The 18,827-nt window shown below is 68.3% G+C and carries 16 protein-coding genes; 7 read left to right on the forward strand and 9 right to left on the reverse strand.

Annotation, left to right across the window (positions count from 1 at the left end; all coding sequences use genetic code 11):
- Positions 1-21: 21 nt before the first annotated feature.
- Positions 22-231 (reverse strand): hypothetical protein, encoded by a 210-nt coding sequence (locus ABLE94_RS11695; RefSeq protein WP_348804848.1) that lies wholly within the window; start codon positions 229-231, stop codon positions 22-24.
- A gap of 159 nt (positions 232-390) precedes the next feature.
- Here ABLE94_RS11695 and ABLE94_RS11700 point away from each other — a divergent pair, with 159 nt between their 5' ends.
- Positions 391-816 (forward strand): cold-shock protein, encoded by a 426-nt coding sequence (locus tag ABLE94_RS11700; protein ID WP_348804890.1) that lies wholly within the window; start codon positions 391-393, stop codon positions 814-816.
- Positions 817-1,120: 304 nt separating this feature from the next.
- On the opposite strand, the gene ABLE94_RS11705 is transcribed toward ABLE94_RS11700, so the two are convergent.
- Positions 1,121-1,657, reverse strand: a complete 537-nt coding sequence (locus ABLE94_RS11705) for a DUF2771 family protein (RefSeq protein ID WP_348808796.1) — start codon at positions 1,655-1,657, stop codon at positions 1,121-1,123.
- 3 nt (positions 1,658-1,660) lie between these two features.
- Complete coding sequence (locus ABLE94_RS11710; RefSeq protein ID WP_348808797.1) at positions 1,661-3,637, reverse strand: MFS transporter; 1,977 nt, start codon at positions 3,635-3,637, stop codon at positions 1,661-1,663.
- A gap of 108 nt (positions 3,638-3,745) precedes the next feature.
- Between ABLE94_RS11710 and ABLE94_RS11715 the strand changes: the two genes are divergently transcribed.
- Positions 3,746-4,540: a DUF3027 domain-containing protein gene (locus ABLE94_RS11715; protein ID WP_348808798.1), complete on the forward strand. Its 795-nt coding sequence runs from the start codon at positions 3,746-3,748 to the stop codon at positions 4,538-4,540.
- A gap of 110 nt (positions 4,541-4,650) precedes the next feature.
- On the forward strand, positions 4,651-7,362 hold the full coding sequence (locus tag ABLE94_RS11720) for a sacsin N-terminal ATP-binding-like domain-containing protein (protein WP_348808799.1): 2,712 nt from the start codon (positions 4,651-4,653) through the stop codon (positions 7,360-7,362).
- Here ABLE94_RS11720 and ABLE94_RS11725 read toward each other — a convergent pair whose 3' ends face one another.
- Positions 7,363-7,947 (reverse strand): TetR/AcrR family transcriptional regulator, encoded by a 585-nt coding sequence (locus tag ABLE94_RS11725; protein ID WP_348804853.1) that lies wholly within the window; start codon positions 7,945-7,947, stop codon positions 7,363-7,365.
- Between the two features lie 97 nt (positions 7,948-8,044).
- Here ABLE94_RS11725 and ABLE94_RS11730 point away from each other — a divergent pair, with 97 nt between their 5' ends.
- The 4 genes from ABLE94_RS11730 (at position 8,045) to ABLE94_RS11745 (ending at position 13,124) form a co-directional block, all read left to right on the forward strand.
- The gene (locus tag ABLE94_RS11730; protein WP_348808800.1) at positions 8,045-9,187 is read left to right on the forward strand and encodes an acyl-CoA dehydrogenase family protein; all 1,143 of its coding nucleotides are present in this window, start codon (positions 8,045-8,047) and stop codon (positions 9,185-9,187) included.
- A gap of 18 nt (positions 9,188-9,205) precedes the next feature.
- Positions 9,206-9,784 (forward strand): phosphatase PAP2 family protein, encoded by a 579-nt coding sequence (locus ABLE94_RS11735; RefSeq protein ID WP_348808801.1) that lies wholly within the window; start codon positions 9,206-9,208, stop codon positions 9,782-9,784.
- A gap of 162 nt (positions 9,785-9,946) precedes the next feature.
- Entirely contained in the window at positions 9,947-12,397 is a 2,451-nt protein-coding gene (locus tag ABLE94_RS11740; RefSeq protein ID WP_348808802.1) for an outer membrane protein assembly factor BamB family protein, read from the forward strand.
- Positions 12,398-12,518: 121 nt separating this feature from the next.
- Complete coding sequence (locus ABLE94_RS11745) at positions 12,519-13,124, forward strand: hypothetical protein (protein ID WP_348804857.1); 606 nt, start codon at positions 12,519-12,521, stop codon at positions 13,122-13,124.
- 19 nt (positions 13,125-13,143) lie between these two features.
- Here the strand turns inward: ABLE94_RS11745 and ABLE94_RS11750 are convergent, their stop codons facing one another.
- The 5 genes from ABLE94_RS11750 to ABLE94_RS11770 all read right to left on the reverse strand — a co-directional run bounded on the left by ABLE94_RS11750 (position 13,144) and on the right by ABLE94_RS11770 (position 18,796).
- Positions 13,144-13,815: a TetR/AcrR family transcriptional regulator gene (locus tag ABLE94_RS11750; RefSeq protein ID WP_348804858.1), complete on the reverse strand. Its 672-nt coding sequence runs from the start codon at positions 13,813-13,815 to the stop codon at positions 13,144-13,146.
- A 67-nt stretch (positions 13,816-13,882) separates the two neighbouring features.
- Positions 13,883-15,028 carry an acyl-CoA dehydrogenase family protein gene (locus tag ABLE94_RS11755; RefSeq protein WP_348808803.1) on the reverse strand — a complete coding sequence of 382 codons (1,146 nt, stop codon included), beginning with the start codon at positions 15,026-15,028 and terminating at the stop codon, positions 13,883-13,885.
- 79 nt (positions 15,029-15,107) lie between these two features.
- Entirely contained in the window at positions 15,108-16,331 is a 1,224-nt protein-coding gene (locus tag ABLE94_RS11760) for an acyl-CoA dehydrogenase family protein (RefSeq protein ID WP_348808804.1), read from the reverse strand.
- Positions 16,328-18,010 (reverse strand): class I adenylate-forming enzyme family protein, encoded by a 1,683-nt coding sequence (locus ABLE94_RS11765; protein WP_348808805.1) that lies wholly within the window; start codon positions 18,008-18,010, stop codon positions 16,328-16,330. The genes ABLE94_RS11760 and ABLE94_RS11765 overlap by 4 nt, the downstream gene beginning before the upstream one ends.
- Before the next feature lie 36 nt (positions 18,011-18,046).
- Positions 18,047-18,796, reverse strand: a complete 750-nt coding sequence (locus ABLE94_RS11770) for an SDR family NAD(P)-dependent oxidoreductase (protein ID WP_348808806.1) — start codon at positions 18,794-18,796, stop codon at positions 18,047-18,049.
- Positions 18,797-18,827 lie beyond the last annotated feature (31 nt).

Raw genomic sequence — 18,827 nt, forward strand, 5'->3', positions numbered from 1 at the left:
TCGTAGGATGCCGACACCGCGTCACCGGGTCCGTCGACCCGAGCGCAGCGCGTAGACCAGGCCGAGGAGGAAACCCAACGGTGCGCACATGGTCAGCAGATACACGGCGGTCGGTGCGGTGTCACCGTCGGTGACCAGCGGCGTGACGAATAACGCGACGATGGCCAACAGTCCAATCGCGAAGACCACGCCGGCCAGCGCCAGCAGGCGCGAGGAACGATTCTGATCCATAACCTTCCACGGTAGAGCACGTCGGTGGCCCGACGGGTGGTCAGAAACCGCTTGGCCCAGTGTTTAGAATGGTGGATACCAGGCGCGGAAATGCTCAAGTCGTGTGTCTCCGCGTCTTTTCTTGTGACGGATTTCGACCATCAGATGAGGGTGAGCACAGTGCCGAGCGGCAAGGTGAAGTGGTACGACGCCGAGAAGGGCTTCGGTTTTCTCGCGCAGGAGGACGGCGAGGACGTGTACGTCCGTTCGTCGGCACTCCCGGAGGGTGTCGATGCGCTCAAGCCCGGTCAGCGCGTGGAGTTCGGCATGGCCGCCGGACGCCGCGGCCCGCAGGCACTGACCGTCAGCGTCCTCGAACCGGCGCCGTCGGTGGCGAAGAACACCCGCGACCGTGATCGCGAGGCCGCGCGCAAAGAGGTCAAGCGCCACAGCCCCGACGAACTGCACGGCATGGTCGCCGACCTGATCACCCTGCTCGAGGGCAAGGTGCAGCCGGACCTGCGCAAGGGTCGGTATCCCGATCGCAAGACCGCGCAACGCATTTCCGAGGTCGTGCGGGCGGTCGCCCGGGAACTCGACCGCTAGTCGCCGACGTTCGGGATCGTCGTTCGCGCGGGTGGTTCATGCCGACGCGGCATCCGCGCATTCACGCGCGCGGTGCAATGACCGCGCGAGGGTGGGCGTGCCGCGCGGGCGAGCTCGACCCGCGTAAACCGCGGGGCGAGGCGTTCCGGAGTCGTCGTTTCGCGCGGGTGGTTCATGCCGACGCGGCATCCGCGCATTCACGCGCGCGGTGCAATGACCGCGCGAGGGTGGGCGTGCCGCGTGAACGAGCTCGACCCGCGTGAACCGCAGCCGCGCCGTCCCCGACGTGGCCGCCGACGCCGTGTCAGCGGATCTGTGGCACGTTGGCCGGTGAGGTGTCGACGGTGAGCACCCCGCGGGCGAAGCTGGTGGTCCCGTCGTCGGAGGCCACCACCGACGCCGCGGTGATGGTGATACCCAGCAGGATGTGCTGGGGTTCGGTCCGCAGCGGCACGGTGAAGGTGGTGCCCGAGGCGAACGGCGATTCGTTCTCGGCCAGACCCTCGGGGGTCCAGTAGAGCGTCGTCAGATTCCAGGGCCCCTTGGCGATCTCGTCGGACACCGACAGCAGGATCGTCTGGCCCGCCGGGATCGGGATGTGCGGGGTCTCGCGCTGCGGGCTGAGCAGCGGCGGGTCGCATTCCTTGAGGTAGACGTCGCACCACTTGACCGGTTCGACGGTGTGCAGTTCGTCGCCGACGGCGAGCTGCAGATACGCCGCGTCCTTGTGTGAGGTGCCGGTCGCGGCGAGGATGCCCACCGTCGTCCCGACCACCGCCACGAACACCACGACGACCGCGAGGAAGATCGCGATGGCCTTCTTGTCACCGGAGTTGAGCACGCTCTAGTGATATCCCATCCGCTTGGTCGAGGCGTCACCCGGTCCGGAGGGGTACCGCGTCGTGGGTGCCTCGGAGCCCGACTGTCCCGGTTTTGGTGCCGAGGGGTTGGGGTGCGGGTTCGGCTGGTGTGGCGTCGGTGCGTGGGGGTTCTGGTGCCGCGGGTTCTGGTGCTGTGGGTTCGGGGTCGCACCGAAGGGCATGGTCGGTGCCGCCTGCTCGGGACGTTCGCCACCGAGCCCGGGCACCAGCGACCGGCCGCGGTCGGTCATGACGGTCTGGACGAGCCCGAGACCGAGCAGCACCGACACCACTGTGAACCCGATCCACAGGGTCGTCGGCAGCAGTACGCCCAGCGCGGCGCCGAGCACCCAGCACAACTGCAACACGGTCTCCGACCGGCCGAACGCCGACGCCCGCGACTCCTCCGGAAGGTCGTCCTGGATCGAGGAATCCAGACACACCTTGCCGATCGCGCTGGTCCCGGAGGCGACGAATGCGGTGAGGACCGCGAGAAGGATGTTGCCGAAGATGGCGGCCAGCACGGCCATCGTGAAGCAGGCGGCCGTCGCATAGACGACGATCTTCGCCGGGTTCTTCAACTCCAGGCGGGTACCGGCACCGTTGCCGATCATGTTGCCGACGCCCGCCGCGGCGCCGACCGCGCCGAGCATCGCCAGCTGCCGCCAGTCGGAGTGCACACCCTGCTGAGCCTTGGCGTAGAAGGCGATGTAGAGCGTCAGGAAGCCGGTCAGGATGCGGATGGTGCCGTTCCCCCAGAGCGCGGCCACCACCCGTCGGCCCAATGGCTGGCGCATCTTGGCGGCGATGGCCTTGGCGCCGCCCCGCACGCTGCCACGGGTCGAGGTGTGCGAATCGGGTGCGTGATAGGTCAGTGTCGTCGGGATCTCGCCCTCGGTGACCTCCACCCACGACGGAATCCGCATGCACAGGTAGGCGCCGATCGCGGCGACGATCGCCAGCCACAGCATCGCGCCTGGCAGGTGGAAGGGCAGGACCTTGGCGAGCAGCAGCTCGAACAGGGCGGCCACCGCGCCGCCGATCATCGTGCCGCCGATGAGGCCGAAGGTGGTCAACCGCGAGTTGACCCTCGGCAGGTCGATGGTCGGTGGCACCACGCGGGGCGTCACCGCCGATTTGAGCACCCCGAACGATTTCGACAGCACCAGCAGCCCGAGCGCACACGGATACAGGACCCAGGGGTCGTAGGTGAGTTGCTGGGCCGCGACGTCCCACGACACATTCGCCATGATCAGCAGTGCGAGCACCACACGCGCCGCGAACGTCGCGGCCATCGCGACCCGCCGTCCGTGCTGGAGGCGATCGAGGGCCGGCCCGATCAGCGGGGCGATCAAGGCGAAGGGCGCGATGGTCAGAGCCAGGTACAGCGCGACGCTGACCTTGGACTCGGCGGTCGCGGCCGAGAAGAACAACGTGTTCGCCAGGGCGACGGCCATGGCGGCGTCGACGGCGAAATTGGCGATCACCGGCAGGGTGAGGGCGGTCAGCCCGGACTGGTCGGCACCGTCGGCGGTGGCGGCCCGGTGGATCTTGCCGATTCCCTTGGCCGTCAGTTGCCTGCTGCGCATGGCCGCGACCCGCGCCACGGTGATCTTCTTGGGGATCCGCTCTTGCTCGGGGTCGGTGGGCAGCGCCGCGGTCGAGCCCGACGGGCGGTGCGAGGTCTCGTGGGGATCGGTGGGAGCGTCGTGCAGCGGCGGTAGATGCGGGTTGTGGGTCCGCGGCGGCAGGTACGCCTCACCACGGTTTCCGCCCGGCGGGTTCCCGTGCGGGCCGGCGCCGGTGCCGGTGCCCTTGCCGCCGCGGCGACGCGGACCGTCGGCGGGGTAGTTGGCCGCACCGGGATGGTCGACGAGGTTGCGTCGGGTACGCGCGGCGGGCTGCGGGGTGTCGTTCCCCCCAGGCGCGGTGGCGTTGTCCTTCGGCGTCCGTCCGATCACGCGTCAATTGTTCCTCATCGGTGGCCGGGCCCGCCGCATGCCGTCATCCGGTGGTGTCGTGGGCGACCTTGTGTGCCTCGACGTGGCCGAGTGAGGCACACTGGAACGGTGACTGGAGTAGTGGACGGGCCGCGGTTGCTCGACGCCGTGGACATCGCCCGGGGCGCGCTCATCGATGATGGACACGAGCCGGGGGCGCATCGTGCGGCGGTGACGGAAGGGGAGTGGGCGGCTGCCCACTATTTCGACGCCGACCTGGTCGGATACCGCGGATGGCAGTGGTGCGTGGTGGTGGCGGGGGCTCCCGGCGCCGACACGGTGACCGTCAGCGAAGTGGTGCTGCTGCCCGGCGAGGGCGCGTTGCTGGCGCCGCAGTGGGTGCCGTGGAATGAGCGGGTCGCCGCCGGTGACCTGTCCGCGGGTGACCTGCTGGCCGCCGACGCCGACGATGTGCGGCTGGTTCCGGGATATGTGGACACCGCCGACGACGTGGACCTCGCCGACGGTGCGGATCCCGATCAGGTCGCCGAGGTCGCCGGTGAACTCGGCCTCGGCCGCGAACGCGTGCTGAGCCGGGAAGGTCGCGACGAGGCCGCCACACGTTGGTACGAGGGCGACAGCGGTCCCGATTCCGAGATGGCGCAGGCGGCACCGTACGCGTGCTGCACCTGCGGTTTCTACATCCCGCTGTCCGGGACGTTGCGGGTGGCGTTCGGCGCCTGCGCCAACGAATACGCCGCCGACGCCCAGGTGGTCTCCGCCGAATTCGGTTGTGGGGCACATTCGTCGGTCGTTGGCCCCTCGGGGGAGGGATCACCGGCCTACGACGCCTTCGATGACGGTGTTCTCGAGATCGTTGCGGTCGGTGCGGGAACCGGCGCCCAGGCGGACCCGTCGTCCTGAACCGGGACGAGCGCGGTGCCGGCGATCGCGGCGCTACCGCCGATGATCCCTTCGCGACGGCGTCCCTGCGTGCGGCGACCCTCGCCGCGTGGCGTGATTCACCGACCCGGATGGCCGAGGACCGCGCCGCCGAGGCCGATCTCGCCACCGTCGGATACCGGGATCGGCTGTTCGTCGAACTGATCGCCAACGCCGCCGACGCGGCCGGGGCCGGCGCCGTGGCCGGCAGGGTGGCCATCTGGGCCGACGATGACGGGGCCCTGCACGTGGCCAATACCGGTGCGCCGCTGACGGATTCGGGTGTGCGGTCGTTGCTGGCGCTGCGGGTGTCGGCGAAGGGGGATGCCCACGATCCCGATGTGGTCGGGCGGTTCGGTGTCGGGTTCACCGCGACCGCCACCGTCGCCGATCGGATCGAGATCCGTTCGCGGAGTGGATCTGTCGTCTTCGACCGGGAACGTGCGGCGAGCGCCGCGGCAGCGGCGGGCATTGAGACCGCCGCCGTCCCGGTCCTGCGCCTGGCCTGGCCCACCGATCGCGCGCCGGCAGAACCCTTCGACACCGAGGTCGTGCTGCATCCGCGACCCGACGTCGACACCTGCGCACTCCTCGACTCTGCCGCGGATCAGGCGCCCGGGCTGCTGCTCGCACTGGCCGGTGTGGATCGGATCACGGTGGCCGACAACGATGTCGAGATCGAACGCGCCGTGGTGCCGGGGACCGATGCGGCAGTCGGGGCGACGGTGCACAGACTGGTGATCTCCCGGACCGACGGCGTCCAGACCCGGACACCCCAGGTCTGGACGGAGGTCACCCACCCGCCGTCGCGGTGGCTCATTGCGCATCGCGCCGATGGGGAGTCGGTCGAGCCGATCTCCCGCGACGTGCTGTGGGCACCCACACCCACCGAGATCGAGTTGTCGCTGCCGTGCCGGTTGATCGCCGGCCTGCCGCTCACGCCGGACCGTCGGCACCTCCACCCGGATGCCGACATATCCTCGGCCGCAGCCGGATACACCGATGTGATGCGCACGGTCGCCGGCGCGGAACGGTTGTCGCTGGTGCCATCCGCGCACCGCGCACGCGGACGTGTCGACGCGCAACTGATCGAGGCGGTACTCGACGAACTCCGCGTGACGTCATGGCTACCCGGCGTCGACGAGTCATCGCTGGTGCCTGCGCGTGCCGTGGTGCTGATCGGCCTCACCGATGCCCTCGCGGAACTGCTGGGTGACGCATTCGCCGATCTCGTATCCCCGGATCTGTCTCTGGCGCACCATCTTGCGTTGCTCGAATCCCTCGGCGTGCAGCGGCTGGGTCTGGCCGGTCTGGCGGAGCGACTGGCCGGCGTCGAGCGTGAACCGCGGTGGTGGGGACGGCTCTACGAGGCGCTCGCACCGTTGGTGGCCACCCCGATCGACGTCGAAGAGCTTGCCGCACTGCCGGTTCCGCGAACCGATGGACGGATGAACTACGGGGTGCGGGGCCTGTTCTCGGTCGGCGCGGTGAGTACCCCGCTGCGCTGGATCCACACCATCGCACCCGAGGCCGACCACCCCCTCCTGATGCGGTTGGGCGCGCAGCCGCTCTCGATCCCGGAGGCGCTCGCCGATCCGGCCCTGCGAGCCCTCGTCGAGGCGGCCGTCGACCTCGCCGACACCGGCGAGGATGACGACGATGTCACCGGTCTCGCCGAGGAGGTGCTCGCCCTGCTCGCCGCCGACCCGGACGCCCCGACCCCGGAGTGGTTGTCCCGGATTCCGTTGCACGACAGCGAGGGAGAGTTCCGCAGCGCCGACGAGATGCTGCTCGCCGACTCCCCACTGTTGGCCGTACTGGTCGACGATCATCCGTTCTCCCTCGTCGCCGACGAGGTGGCCGGACGTTTCGGCGTCGAGACGCTGCGCCGGCTCGGCGTCGGATGGGGGTTCGCCGTGGTGCGCGACGACCTGCCGACCGGTCCCGACCACGAGTTGCCCGATGAGGAACAGTGGTGGGAGTCTCTGGCCGACATCCCCGAGAGTCTCTGTGCAGTACGGGATCTGGATCTCGTGGATCCGGAGAGGTGGCCGGCGGCCCTCACGCTGCTCGCCACCGATCCGGAGATCGCCGCGATCGTCGACAACCGCGCCGGCTACACCGCCTGGTGGCTCCGGAACTTCGCCGAAGTCGACGGGCTGCTCCTCGGCGAGTACCGGGCCCCGGAGGACGAATCCCTCGACGGCGTCCTGGATGTGCTCGATCACCCGCACGCCGACGAATTCGCCGCCGCGGTGGCGTCGCTGCCGCCCGCGTCCTCCGACGAGGCATCGCTGCTGATCACCCGGGTGGGCGATCCGCGGCGGCAGGTCAGCCCCGGCGTGGCCCGCGGGGTGTATGCCGCCGTCGTGGACGCCTGCCGCGCCGGTGCGGTGGACTGGCGCGACATCGCCGAATCCGAGGGGGTCCGGGCGGCATCAGGTGCCGCGACCGGATCGGCGATCCTCGATGCCCCGTGGTGGGCGCAGGCAATCGACCCGGACGACCTCGTCGTCGGACCGGCCGACGCCGACGGTGCCTCCCTGCTGGCCGACATCCTCGACCTCCCCACGGTCGGGGAGGCCTTCTCCGCCCGCGTCGACGAGGGGCGACCGGCCACCGGGTCGTCGACGGCGGCGGTGCTGTTCACCGCGGAGACCGGCCGCGCACTCCTCGGACAGGTCCGGGTACACGATGAGCTGTGGATCACGCTGTCGCGCAACGGTACCGGGCGCGATCGATCGATTCGGGTGCGCTGGTGGGTCGACGATCGGGGTGTCACCCATCTCGACGCCGGACGCTGATCAGCGGGCGTCGATGCCGGTGGTGAGAATGGCCGCCAGCTGCCGGTAGGCCTGCGCGTCGTCGAGTCCGGTGGTGGCCGCGACCTCGCGGCGCTGGATGCGACTCATCATCGACGCCGCCAGGTCGGCGGCGAAGGCGGCATTGACATCCCGGAATTCGCCGGAGGTGACGCCGGCATCGATCAGTGCCCGGACCCGCGACGCCGCGGCGGCGGTGTTGCGTTCGTAGAGTTCGCGGGTCGGGGCGAAGGCGTGCAGATCGGCCATGAACCTCGGCGACGCCGGCGTGAGCGCCTCGCCGACCGCGATGAGGTAGGTGATCACCGCGTCGCGCGCGGACGACGCCTGCGCGACCTTGTCCTCGACGGAATCGGTTGCGGTGCGGAAGAAATGGGTCACGGTCTTGGTGACCAACTGCTCCTTGCTGTCGGCGAGGGTGTAGAGCGTCGACTTCGAACAGGTCAGACGGGCGGCGAGATCGGCCACCGACAGATGCGCGAAACCCTCCGCGAGCACCAGGGCGAGGAGCGCGTCGAACAGGACGCCGCGACGCCGGGTCGCGAAGTCGGTGGCGGGGCGGGGCATGCTGCCTCCTCTGCGTCGACGGGGTTGATGCCTCTCGTCCGAGAATAGTACTGTCAGGCGTACCTGAGTACTATTTGTGAGCCCGAGAGGTGATGACATGGCGGTGGACCGGCTGCTTCCGGACGACGATGCCCGCGACCTGATCGCCCTGACCCGCGACATCGCCGACAAGCGACTGGCGCCGATCGTCGACGATCACGAGAAGCGGGAGGCCTACCCCGACGGCCTGTTCGCGGAGCTGGGGGAGGCGGGCCTGCTCGGGTTGCCGTATCCGGTGGAGTGGGACGGCGGTGGGCAACCGTATGAGGTCTACCTGCAGGTGCTCGAGGAACTCGCGGCCCGGTGGGCGGCGGTGGCCGTGGCGGTCAGTGTGCACGGCCTCGCCGCGCATCCGCTGTTCACCTTCGGCACCGAGGAACAGAAGCAGCGCTGGCTGCCGGATCTGTTGAACGGCAAGCTGATCGGTGCCTACAGCCTCAGCGAGCCGCAGGCCGGCTCCGATGCCGCGGCACTGGTGTGCCGGGCCCGACCCGCCGATGGTGGCTATCGGGTGACCGGCACGAAATCGTGGATCACTCACGGCGGAATCGCCGACGTGTACAACGTCTTCGTCCGCACCGGTGAGGGGTCCAAGGGCATCTCGTGTCTGCTGGTCGCCCGCGACACCGACGGGCTGAGCTTCGGCAGGCCCGAGGAGAAGATGGGTCTGCACGCCGTGCCGACGACGTCGGCGACCTACGACGACGCGTTGGTGCCCGCCGACCGGCTGCTCGGGGCCGAAGGTCAGGGTCTGCCGATCGCCTTCTCCGCCCTCGATTCCGGCCGGCTCGGTATCGCCGCCTGCGCGACAGGGCTGGCGCAGTCGGCGCTGGATGCCGCGGTCGAGTATGCGCAGGAGCGGACCACGTTCGGCCGCAAGATCATCGACCATCAGGGCCTGGGATTCCTGTTGGCCGACATGGCCGCCGCAGTCGACGCGGCACGCGCCACCTACCTCGACGCGGCGCGCCGGCGCGATGCCGGACAACCGTATTCGCGTGCCGCGGCCACCGCGAAGCTCGTCGCCACCGATGCCGCGATGAAGGTGACCACCGACGCCGTGCAGGTGCTCGGCGGCAACGGCTACACGCGTGACTTCCGGGTGGAACGCTACATGCGGGAGGCGAAGATCACCCAGATCTTCGAGGGCACCAACCAGATTCAGCGCCTGGTGATCAGCCGGTCACTGGCCACCGCGTGAGTCGCCTACGGTGAGGGCATGACCGCACCCCTGGCCTTCGGCGAACTCCGGATCGATGACACCGTGACGGGCTGGATGGTGCAGGGGCGCTCGCAACCATGGATCGGGATCGCGCACGCGATCACCTTCCTCGGCAACTCACTCACCATGACCGTCATCTCCGCCATCGTGGTGGCGTTGCTCGCGTTTCGCCGTCACTACGCCGAGGCCGTTCTGCTGAGCGTCGGCGCGCTGATGGGATCGGTGGTGATGGGCGCGCTCAAACATCTCTTCGCGCGGACCCGCCCGCCCGTCGACGACCGTCTCCTGCACATCGAGAGCTACTCGTTTCCCTCCGGCCACGCGATGATGTCGATGATCGTCTACTGCCTGCTCGCGGTGGTCGCTTACCGGACCATTCCGTGGGTCCGCGAACACCCCTGGGCCATGCTCGCGGCGCCGATCCTGTCCGTCGCCATCGGCATCACACGCGTGTACCTCGGTGTCCACTGGACCACCGACATCCTCGCCGGATGGGCATGCGGCGCGCTGTGGGTACTGCTCTGCGTGTGGTTGTCCACCAGGGTGACGTTGCGGCCGTCGGCCTCCCGGATGTGAACCACCCAGATTGATCCACTCGGACGATGGGCACGGACATCGACGATGCGATTTACTGGGTCGATGTCGGATTCGGAATGGCCGTCAGGACACCCTGAGCCAGGGCGCAACGACTCGACCGAATTCATCCCGCGACCCGCGCCACCCACCAACATGGCCCCGATGCCACAGTCGCAGGGGACCCCGGAGCCGATGACTCCACCGCCCCCGGTCGGCAACTACGAACCGACCATGGCGCGCCCGATCCCCACGGGCGGCTTCCCGGCGCAGGATCAGTACCCGCAACCCGGCCAATACCCACCAGCCGGCCAATACCCGCAGACCGGCATGGGGTTCTACGGGTACCCGCCACAGCCGCCGGGATCCCAGCCGATGCCACCCCAGCAGCCGCAGCGTCGCCGAATCTGGCCGTGGGCGATCGCCGGCGTCGCCCTGCTGTGCGTGGTCGGTCTGGTGGTCGGTGGCGTCATCCGCTGGGTGGCCGGCGACGACAACGACGCCGAACGCCAGGCACTGCTGCCGGGGCAACTCACCGGCGCCTACCCCAGCGCGCCGAGTGCGGCGTGGACGGTCAATGCCTCCGACGCGGGTGGTGAGCAGTTCCTGTCGGTCGATCCGAGCCGGTCCGCATACGGCACCGTCGGCGCGGTCACCGACGGCACCCACCTGGTGACGATGGCCGGGTCGAGATCGTCGAGCGAGGGCCGGCGGGTGGTGGGAATCAACCCGGCCACCGGCGAGCACTGGACCGCGGCCCGCGCCGTCAAGGGATGCTCGGATGCGATCGTCGACGGCCAGATCGCCTGCTACGACGAGAGCACGGTGACCTTCTTCGACGCGGCGACCGGACGCGTCACCGCCACCGCACCCAGTCCCAGTTCCACGGCGTACGAGATCGCCCTCAACGGCGACGCCGCCTACCTCCGGGACTTCGGTGGGAGTGGAAGCATGCGGATCAGCAAGATCTCCCGGCAGGGACAGGCCGAGGGGACCAAGGCATACACGCTGATGGAAGGCGCGCCCGGCGGTGACTCCTCGTCGTTCACGGCGACGCCCGCGCTGGTGGCCAGTGCGCAGACCTCCCTGGTGGTGGTCTCGGCCGTCGACGGCCGCGAGATACTCAATCGACCCGGATTCTCCACCCTCGAAACACTCCCGGACGGATCCATTGCGGCGGTGTCCGGGACCGGCTCGGGTGGGACGTTCCAGGCGGGTCCGGTCGTGGTGGTGCGCCCCGACGGCACCGTCGTCGAGATCCCCGGAAGGGCGGTGGCGGCCGCGACGGTGGCCACTCCGGGGCAGCGAGATCACCTGCTGGTGGCCGGCAGGTGGACCTCGGTGAGCACGGCCCAGAGCTCCTGGGCCACATCGCTTTCCGGGGAAAGCTACGACCTGAGCGCCGCCGAGGTGATCGTCGCGGACAACCGCGAGATCCTTACGCGGGTGGGGCAGCAGATCGTCGCGAGCGACACCGCGACCGGGCGCCAGATCTGGACCGCCGATCTCGGCACCGGATCGGGCTACCAGAACACCGGCGTCACCGACGGCGCCCGGCTCATCGCCGGCGATTCCGCGTCCGGACTCCAGGCAGTGAATCTGACGGACGGGTCGTCCGCGTGGAGCCTGCCGGCATCGGCGCTCGGCGCGACGTCGAATACGGCACCGCAGGTGTTCGCGGTCGGCAAGAATCTGGTGACCCTGACCGACACCACCATCACCGGCTTCGCGCCCACCGGCGGCGACGCCACCGTCCCCGGAGCGCCGACAACCCAGGCACCGGCCCCGGAAGGTTCGGTGACGCACTGCAGTTCGGCTCCGACGTTCACGCCGGAGAAGTTCCGGACCACCTCCGCCGGGCTGGTGGCGACGATGAAGGTGGTGGCGACGTGCCCCGACGGAGACGTGATGTCCGGTGCAGCGACCCGCATTTCGATCTCGGACGCCGGAAAGCTGGTGGCGTCGGGGTTGTTCGACTTCTCCCGCGCCCCGACGGCCATCCCGTCGAGTGACGACGACGCGAGCATCACGTTGGATCTGACCTATCCGCCGGGGTCGTTCTATCGGACGCCGGACACCCTCGGTCAGGCTAATGGCACCGCGAGCGGCCAGTTCACCGTCGACTGCGACCCGGGTGCGCAGACCACCAACCAGCTCCCCGCACCGCAGTCGGGGTCGACGGCGCCCCCGATCACCGCGACCGGCCCGGCCGTACCCGCGGGCACCGACATCGTCGCCACCACCGGCGACGCGCTGCGGGCGCAGGCCGACTCCGACCGCGCCTTCATCCTCGCCAACCTCAACAATCGGTGGGTCGCGCAACTCAGTTCCAAACGGCCGGGCCTGTACGCGGACGGCAAGACGTGGGACAACCAGGCGATCCTGGACGAATTCCTGGGTCTGCGGCTCCGATTCAACGACGTCCGTCTGCTCTATTCGACCGAGTGGAGCGTGTTCAGTCAGCCGGGGTGGTGGGTGACGGTGGCCGCGCTGACGTTCCCCGGACCGGATCAGGCCAACGCCTGGTGTTCGGCGCAGGGCTTCGACGGGGATCACTGCTTCGCCAAGCTCGTGTCGACGACGGCGTCCGCCGACGGTTCCACGCGCTACCGCTGAGCATCTCCCGGAGAGCGGTCAGCCTCACAGGGTTGCGTGACAGAGCTCACCCCGCTACCGTCAAATTTCATATTTGATACACGGATGACTTCCCGGGAGGGTCGAAGTGGATGGTGTGACGGTGGCGGGAATCGTGGTCGGGGCGGTTCTCGCCATCGGCATCCTCGGAGTCCTCGGGCTCCTCGTGGCGCGCGCGTTGGCGAAGCGTCCCGATCGGGCGAAACTGCGGGATGTGCCGGTGGCCGAACTCGATTCCTACTTCGGCACGAGGGCGAGCTTCGGTACCTCGGTCGAGGTGACCACCGCGCTGTCGCGGCCCGAGGTCTGGCAGCGACTGACCGAAAGCCCCTACCTGTCGGCGCTGCCGCTGTTCACCGGCCCCGTGTGGAACGCCGGCGGTGCCGGGGTGTCGGTCGGGGATTGGTGCACCGCGTCGGGCACCTTCGTGTCGGCCGAGCTGCGCGTCGTCGAATCCGTTGCGGGCGAACGGCTGTCCCTCGTGGGTTCGGGTGTCTCGATTCCGCTGGCGGTACGTGACGCGGCCGAGCGGTTCACCATCGTCGACGGTCCGCGGGCGGGGACGCTGACGGTCCGGTGGGAGGTCGGCGGCTCGCCGAAGTGGATCGGCTTCCTGCCCTGGCGTTGGGGCGCACCGTTCGCCAAGCCGGTGCTCTCGGGTGGGCTGCGCCACGTCCTCCAACTCGAATCTGCCGGCCAGACGGCCTGAGAACTCCCGGCCGACTCGGCTACGGCTGGTAGTCGGCCACCCGCTCGGGGACGACGAGCGACGGAAGCACCAGGCGCAGTTGGCTTTCGGTGTACGCATCGATCGTCAGGTGCGGCGCGAAATGCCAGTGTTTGAGCGCCCAGCCGTGGGCCAGCATCATCAGATCGAAGACCACGAGGTCGGCGTCGACGTCGGCACGGATGAGTCCGGCCGCGACGCCGGCCTCGATGGCGCCCCGCATCGGAGCCGATGTCTCGACCTCGAGTTGTTTGATCGCCTCGCGGCCGTCGGCATCGAGGGTCCGGCTCTCGCGGTAGGTCAGGACGACGGCGTCGCGATTCTCATCGACGATCTGCAGGTACTGCCGGAAGCCCGCGATGAGTTGACGCACCGGATCGTCACCGGCGACGTCCATCGCCGGTTGCAGCCGGTCCCGGAACTTCTCCAGGATGTCGACGATCGCGGCGAGCAGGATGTCCTCCTTGCCGCCGAAGTACTTGTAGAACAGTCCGACGCTGACGCCCGCCTCCTCGGCGAGGGCCTGCATCGACATCTGGTGAAAGCCGGTGCGCTCCATGACCGCCACCGCGGCGTCGAGAAGTTGCCGCTGACGTGAGGACACCCGGACCGCCCGCACCGCATCCTCGACCGCGGTGTCGGCCACCGATCGGGCCGCGGCTGTCTTGGCCATCCGTGTCTCCTCTGCTGGTTGGGCCGGTGAATCGCCGTTCACAGTGTATGCGACGACGACGAACGCCTCAGATGCCGAGGTCCTTGGCGATGATCGTCTTCATGATCTCGGTGGTGCCACCGTAGATCGTCTGGATGCGGGCGTCGATGAACGCTTGGGACACTGCGTATTCGCGCATGTAGCCGTAGCCGCCGTGCAACTGGAGGCAGCGGTTGGCGGTGCGGAACTGCAGTTCGGTGGCCCACCACTTCAGTTTCGCCGCCCGTGCGGCGGTCAGCTCACCCTTCACGTGCTCGGCGATGCAGTCGTCGAGAAATGTTCGGGCGATGTCGAGTTCGGTCGCGATCTCGGCGAGCACGAACTGGGTGTTCTGGAAGGAACTGATCGGCGAACCGAAGGCGGTGCGCTCCTTGACATAGTCCATCGTCCGGGCGAAGACACCTTCGGCGGCCGCGACCGCACCGATGGCCAGACTCAACCGCTCCTGCGGAAGATTGTGCACGAGTTGGTAAAAGCCCTGCCCCTCCTCGCCGAGCCGATTGGCCACCGGCACACGCATGTCGGTGAAGCTCAACTCGCTGGTGTCCTGCGCGTGCAGACCGATCTTGTCGAGGTTGCGGCCGCGTTCGAAGCCCGGCGTGTCGGCCTCGACGACGAGCAGGGTGAGCCCCTTGTGCTTGTCCGGACTGGTGCGGGTGGCCACCACGAACAGATCGCCGTTGCGGCCGTTGGAGATGAAGGTCTTCGACCCGGTGACGACGTAGTCGTCACCGTCGCGGACCGCGGAGGTGCGGATGCCGGTGAGATCGCTGCCGGTGCCGGGTTCGGTCATCGCGATGCCCAGCACCGTCTCGCCCGACACGACGCCGGGCAGCCACCGCGCCTTCTGCTCGTCGGTGGTCATCTCCACCAGGTACGGCAGCACCACGTCGTTCTGCAGCGAGAAGGAGATGGCTTCCGCTGCGGCACCGGTTTTAGCGGTTTCCTCGATGACGATGGCGTTGTATCGGAAGTCGTCGACGCCGGGTCCGCCGAACTCTTCGGCCACCGGGAATCCGAGCAGGCCGTTCTTGCCGGCCTCGGTGAACATGCTGCGATCCCACAGGCCCGCGGACTCCCAGTCCTCGTGGTGCGGCGTGATCTGTTCGGCGACGAACCGTGCGACGGTCTCGCGGAAGTGCTTGTGCTCGATGTCGTGGGTGAGGGATGTCATGGTGGGTCTCCTGGGATAGGGGGTCTCGATACGCCCCTTGTTCCTCGGGGCTACTCGACCGGCGGGGGTAGGCGCCGGCTCAGCGGAAGGCGTTCTCGCCGGTGAAGGCCTGGCCGAGGACGAGTTGATGCATTTCCGGGGTGCCCTCGTAGGTGAGCACCGATTCCAGGTTCACCATGTGCCGGATCACCGGGTACTCCAGCGAGATGCCGTTGCCGCCCAAGATGGTTCGTGCCGTGCGGCAGATCTTGATGGCTTCCCGGGTGTTGTTCAGCTTGCCGAAGCTCACCTGGTCCGGGCGCAGGCCGACGGTATCCTTGAGACGACCGAGATGCAGGGCGAGCAACTGGCCCTTCTGCAGTTCCAGTGCCATGTCGGCGATCTTGGCCTGCGTCAGTTGGAACCCGGCGAGGGGCTTGCCGAATTGCGTTCGCTGCGCGGCGTAGTCGACGGCTGCCTGCCATGCGGTGCGTGCCGCACCGATGGAGCCCCAGATGATGCCGTAGCGGGCTTCGGTGAGGCTGGACAGGGGTGCCTTGATGCCCTTGCCCTTGTGCAGGTTGTCGTCGCCGGGCATCAGTGCATCGGCGGGCAGGCGCACATTGTCCAGGACGATTTCGCCGGTGGTCGAGGCTCGCAGGGACAACTTGTGCTTGATCTCCGGTGTCGAGACCCCCGGCGTGTCGGTCGGCACGATGAATCCGCGGACGCCCACCTCGCCGTCGCCGAGATCGGTCTTGGCCCAGACGACGGCGACGTCGGCGATGGGCGAGTTGGTGATCCACATCTTCCGGCCGTCGAGAATCCAGTCGCCGCCGTCGCGGCGCGCACGTGTCTTCATCGCCGCGGGATCGCTACCGGCATCGGGTTCGGTGAGGCCGAAGCATCCGATCGTGGTGCCCTCGGCCATCGACGGCAGCCACCGGTTCTTCTGTTCCTCACTGCCGTTGTTGTAGATGGAGAACATCGCCAGCGAGCCCTGCACCGACACCATCGAGCGGATACCGGAGTCGCAGGCCTCGAGTTCGAGACTGGCGAGACCGTAGTGCACCGATGATGCTCCGCCGCAACCATATCCATCGAGGTGCATGCCGAGGACGCCGAGCTGGCCGAACTCCTTGAAGAGGTCACGGGCGCCGGGGATGCCGCCGGCCTCGAACCAGTCGGCGATGTGCGGGGTGACGTGTTCGGCGAGGAAGCCGCGGACCGAATCACGCACCGCGAGTTCGTCGTCGGAGTAGCCGAGGTCGAGGTTGAGGGGATCGATCGCGGAGAACTTGGGTGCGGAGGTGGTGGCGCTCATCGGGTGGCTCCTGTCGAGGATGAGAGTGCGGAGTCGGGGGAGGTGAAGTGTCCGGCGGCCATCTCGGTGGCCGCGGATTCGGTTGCCTTGTAGTGCAGCTTCTTTCCGGTGGCCGAGACGGGGAGGGATTCGATGATCCGGTAGGCGCGGGGCCGTTTGAACTGCGAGAGCATCGGATGGGTGCGGCAGTAGGCGTCGAGTTCCTCGGGTGTGGGGTGAGCGCCTTCGACCGGCACGACATAGGCGACGACGAGTCGGCCCCACCGGTCGTCGGGGACGCCGACGACGAGGGAATCGGCGACCTGCGGGTGGCCGTTGAGGGCTTCCTCGACCTGCACCGGGTGCACGTTCTCGCCGCCGGAGATCAGCATGTCGTCCTTGCGGCCGACGATGGTGACGAATTCGTCGGCATCCCAGGTGGCCAGATCGCCGATATGCAGCCAGCTGCCGTTGTACTTCGCCTTCTCCTGAAGGGGAGAATCGTAATAGGCGGCAGCGCACTTGGGTGAGCGGATGATGACCTCACCCACCTCGGAGCCGTCGCGGGCGACCATCTCGTCGGGATCGGCGAGGTGACCGTCGTCGTGCACCACGACCACCCGGACATCGTCGTCGATGCAGGCGCGGCCGGCGGTGCCGGCGTGATCGGGCAGGTCGGTGGGTCGCAGGAAGGTGTTCCAGAATCCCTCGGTGGAACCGTAACCGTTGAAGATCCGCGGGGTGAGGATGTTCTGATAGTGCAGTGCGGCTTCACGTTCCAGTGGTGCGCCCATGGTGACGATACCCCGCAGGCTCGACAGGTCGCGAGGCTTGGCCTGCTGCGCGGTGGCGAGCATGGCGAGGTTCGTCGGGGCGCCGATAAGGAAGGTCAGCTGGTACTTCTCCACCCAGTCGAGCACCACCTCGGGGTCGAAGGCGCGCATCGGCACCAGCGAGGAGCCCAGGTAGAAGGTGGGATTGGGTCCGGCGCAATACAGTCCGCCGCGGTGGAACCACGGGGTCATGTTGAGGGTGCGGTCCTCCGGCGAGAGCGGGAAGGCCATGATCACGTCGTGTGCGGAGAAGATCTCGATGGCGCTGTTCATCGGCACGGCCTTGGGCATGCCGGTGGTGCCCGAGGTGTAGAGCCGCGTGGTCTCGTCGAAGACGCCTCTGTCCGAGTGCGGCACAGCCGAATCCGAGGGTAGGTCATCGAAGCGGATGGAGACGGGTCCGTCCACCAGTGACCCGGTGCCGACGCCCACCAGGATCTCCGGTGTGTGGTCGGCCAGTGCGATCGCCTCGGTCACCATGGTGGTGTAGTCGGTGTCGTAGATGTACACCTTGGGGCGGCTGACGTCGAGGATGACGGCGGTCTCGCCGGCGGCGAGCCGGAAGTTCACCGGAGATCCGACCGCGCCGGCGACCTGGGTGGCGAGGTAGAGTTGCGCGAACTCCGGGCCGTTGAGCAGTTGGTAGGCGACGACGTCACCGGTGTTCACGCCTACCGCGGCCAGTCCCGCCGCCACCGTGTCGACGTCGGCGCCGAGTTGCGCGTAGGTCCAGGTGGTCTCGGTCACCGGGTCGATCATCGCGATCGCGTTCGCGTAGCGGGAGACGTTGCGGCGGAAGCCGTTCAGATAGGTGAACTCATTCTCGAAGAACGAGCGGTAGGCGTGTGCGTCGTAGACGTAACTCATGACGGATCTCCAGTGATCTCTCGGTTGACCGTTGGCCTAGCCGGCCATGGTGAGTCCGCCGCTGACGCTGATCACCTGTCCGGTGATGAACGACGCTGCGGGGGAGGCGAAGAACAGAACGGGTGCGGCGACCTCGTCGGGGCGGGCGAGGCGGCGGAACGGGATCGCCTTGACGAGAGCGGCCTTGAGCTTCTCGTCCTGCGCCTGGAACAGCGGGGTGTCGGTGGGGCCGGGGCAGACCGCGTTGACGGTGATCTGGTAGCGGGCCATCTCACGCGCGAGGGACTTCGACAGTGCGATGACGCCGCCCTTGGCGCCGGCGTAGATCGACTCACCCGAGCTGCCGACGCGTCCGGCGTCGGAGGCCAGGTTGATCACGCGGCCACCTTGCCAGTCCTCGACCTTGGATGCCTCGACCATGCCGGGCAGGAAGGCGCTGGCCATGTGCACCGGGCCGAGGTAGTTGATGGCGACGACCTTTTCGGCGAATTCCGGTGTGGCGTTGAGGAACTGGTCGGTGCGGTCCCAGCCGGCGGCGTTGACCAGGATGTTGGGCACACCCACCTCGGCGTTGACGGCGTCACGCAGGGCGTCGACCTGGGTGCGGTCGGAGACATCGACGCTCATCGGGACGATGTTGGTGTTCTCGGCGGCGGTCTGCTTGGCGGCGTCCAGGTTGAGGTCGGCGGCGATGACCGTAGTGCCCTGTTCGGCGAACGCGAGGGCGATGGCCTTGCCGATGCCGGATGCGGCTCCGGTGACGACGGCGATGTTGTTGCTGCTCATGTTTCTCCGGTGTGGTGAGGTGAGATCGGGG

Source organism: Gordonia sp. VNK1 (assembly GCF_040049135.1).
Taxonomy (GTDB): domain Bacteria; phylum Actinomycetota; class Actinomycetes; order Mycobacteriales; family Mycobacteriaceae; genus Gordonia; species Gordonia oleivorans.

Excerpts from the sequence above, each read along its gene's own strand:
- ABLE94_RS11730 (WP_348808800.1), top strand. The coding sequence starts at position 8,045 with ATGGCGGTGGACCGGCTGCTTCCGGACGACGATGCCCGCGACCTGATC.
- ABLE94_RS11720 (WP_348808799.1), top strand. The coding sequence starts at position 4,651 with ATGGCCGAGGACCGCGCCGCCGAGGCCGATCTCGCCACCGTCGGATAC.
- ABLE94_RS11735 (WP_348808801.1), top strand. The coding sequence starts at position 9,206 with ATGACCGCACCCCTGGCCTTCGGCGAACTCCGGATCGATGACACCGTG.
- ABLE94_RS11770 (WP_348808806.1), bottom strand. The coding sequence starts at position 18,796 with ATGAGCAGCAACAACATCGCCGTCGTCACCGGAGCCGCATCCGGCATC.
- ABLE94_RS11760 (WP_348808804.1), bottom strand. The coding sequence starts at position 16,331 with ATGAGCGCCACCACCTCCGCACCCAAGTTCTCCGCGATCGATCCCCTC.
- ABLE94_RS11695 (WP_348804848.1), bottom strand. The coding sequence starts at position 231 with ATGGATCAGAATCGTTCCTCGCGCCTGCTGGCGCTGGCCGGCGTGGTC.
- ABLE94_RS11725 (WP_348804853.1), bottom strand. The coding sequence starts at position 7,947 with ATGCCCCGCCCCGCCACCGACTTCGCGACCCGGCGTCGCGGCGTCCTG.
- ABLE94_RS11755 (WP_348808803.1), bottom strand. The coding sequence starts at position 15,028 with ATGACATCCCTCACCCACGACATCGAGCACAAGCACTTCCGCGAGACC.
- ABLE94_RS11740 (WP_348808802.1), top strand. The coding sequence starts at position 9,947 with ATGCCACAGTCGCAGGGGACCCCGGAGCCGATGACTCCACCGCCCCCG.
- ABLE94_RS11765 (WP_348808805.1), bottom strand. The coding sequence starts at position 18,010 with ATGAGTTACGTCTACGACGCACACGCCTACCGCTCGTTCTTCGAGAAT.
- ABLE94_RS11750 (WP_348804858.1), bottom strand. The coding sequence starts at position 13,815 with ATGGCCAAGACAGCCGCGGCCCGATCGGTGGCCGACACCGCGGTCGAG.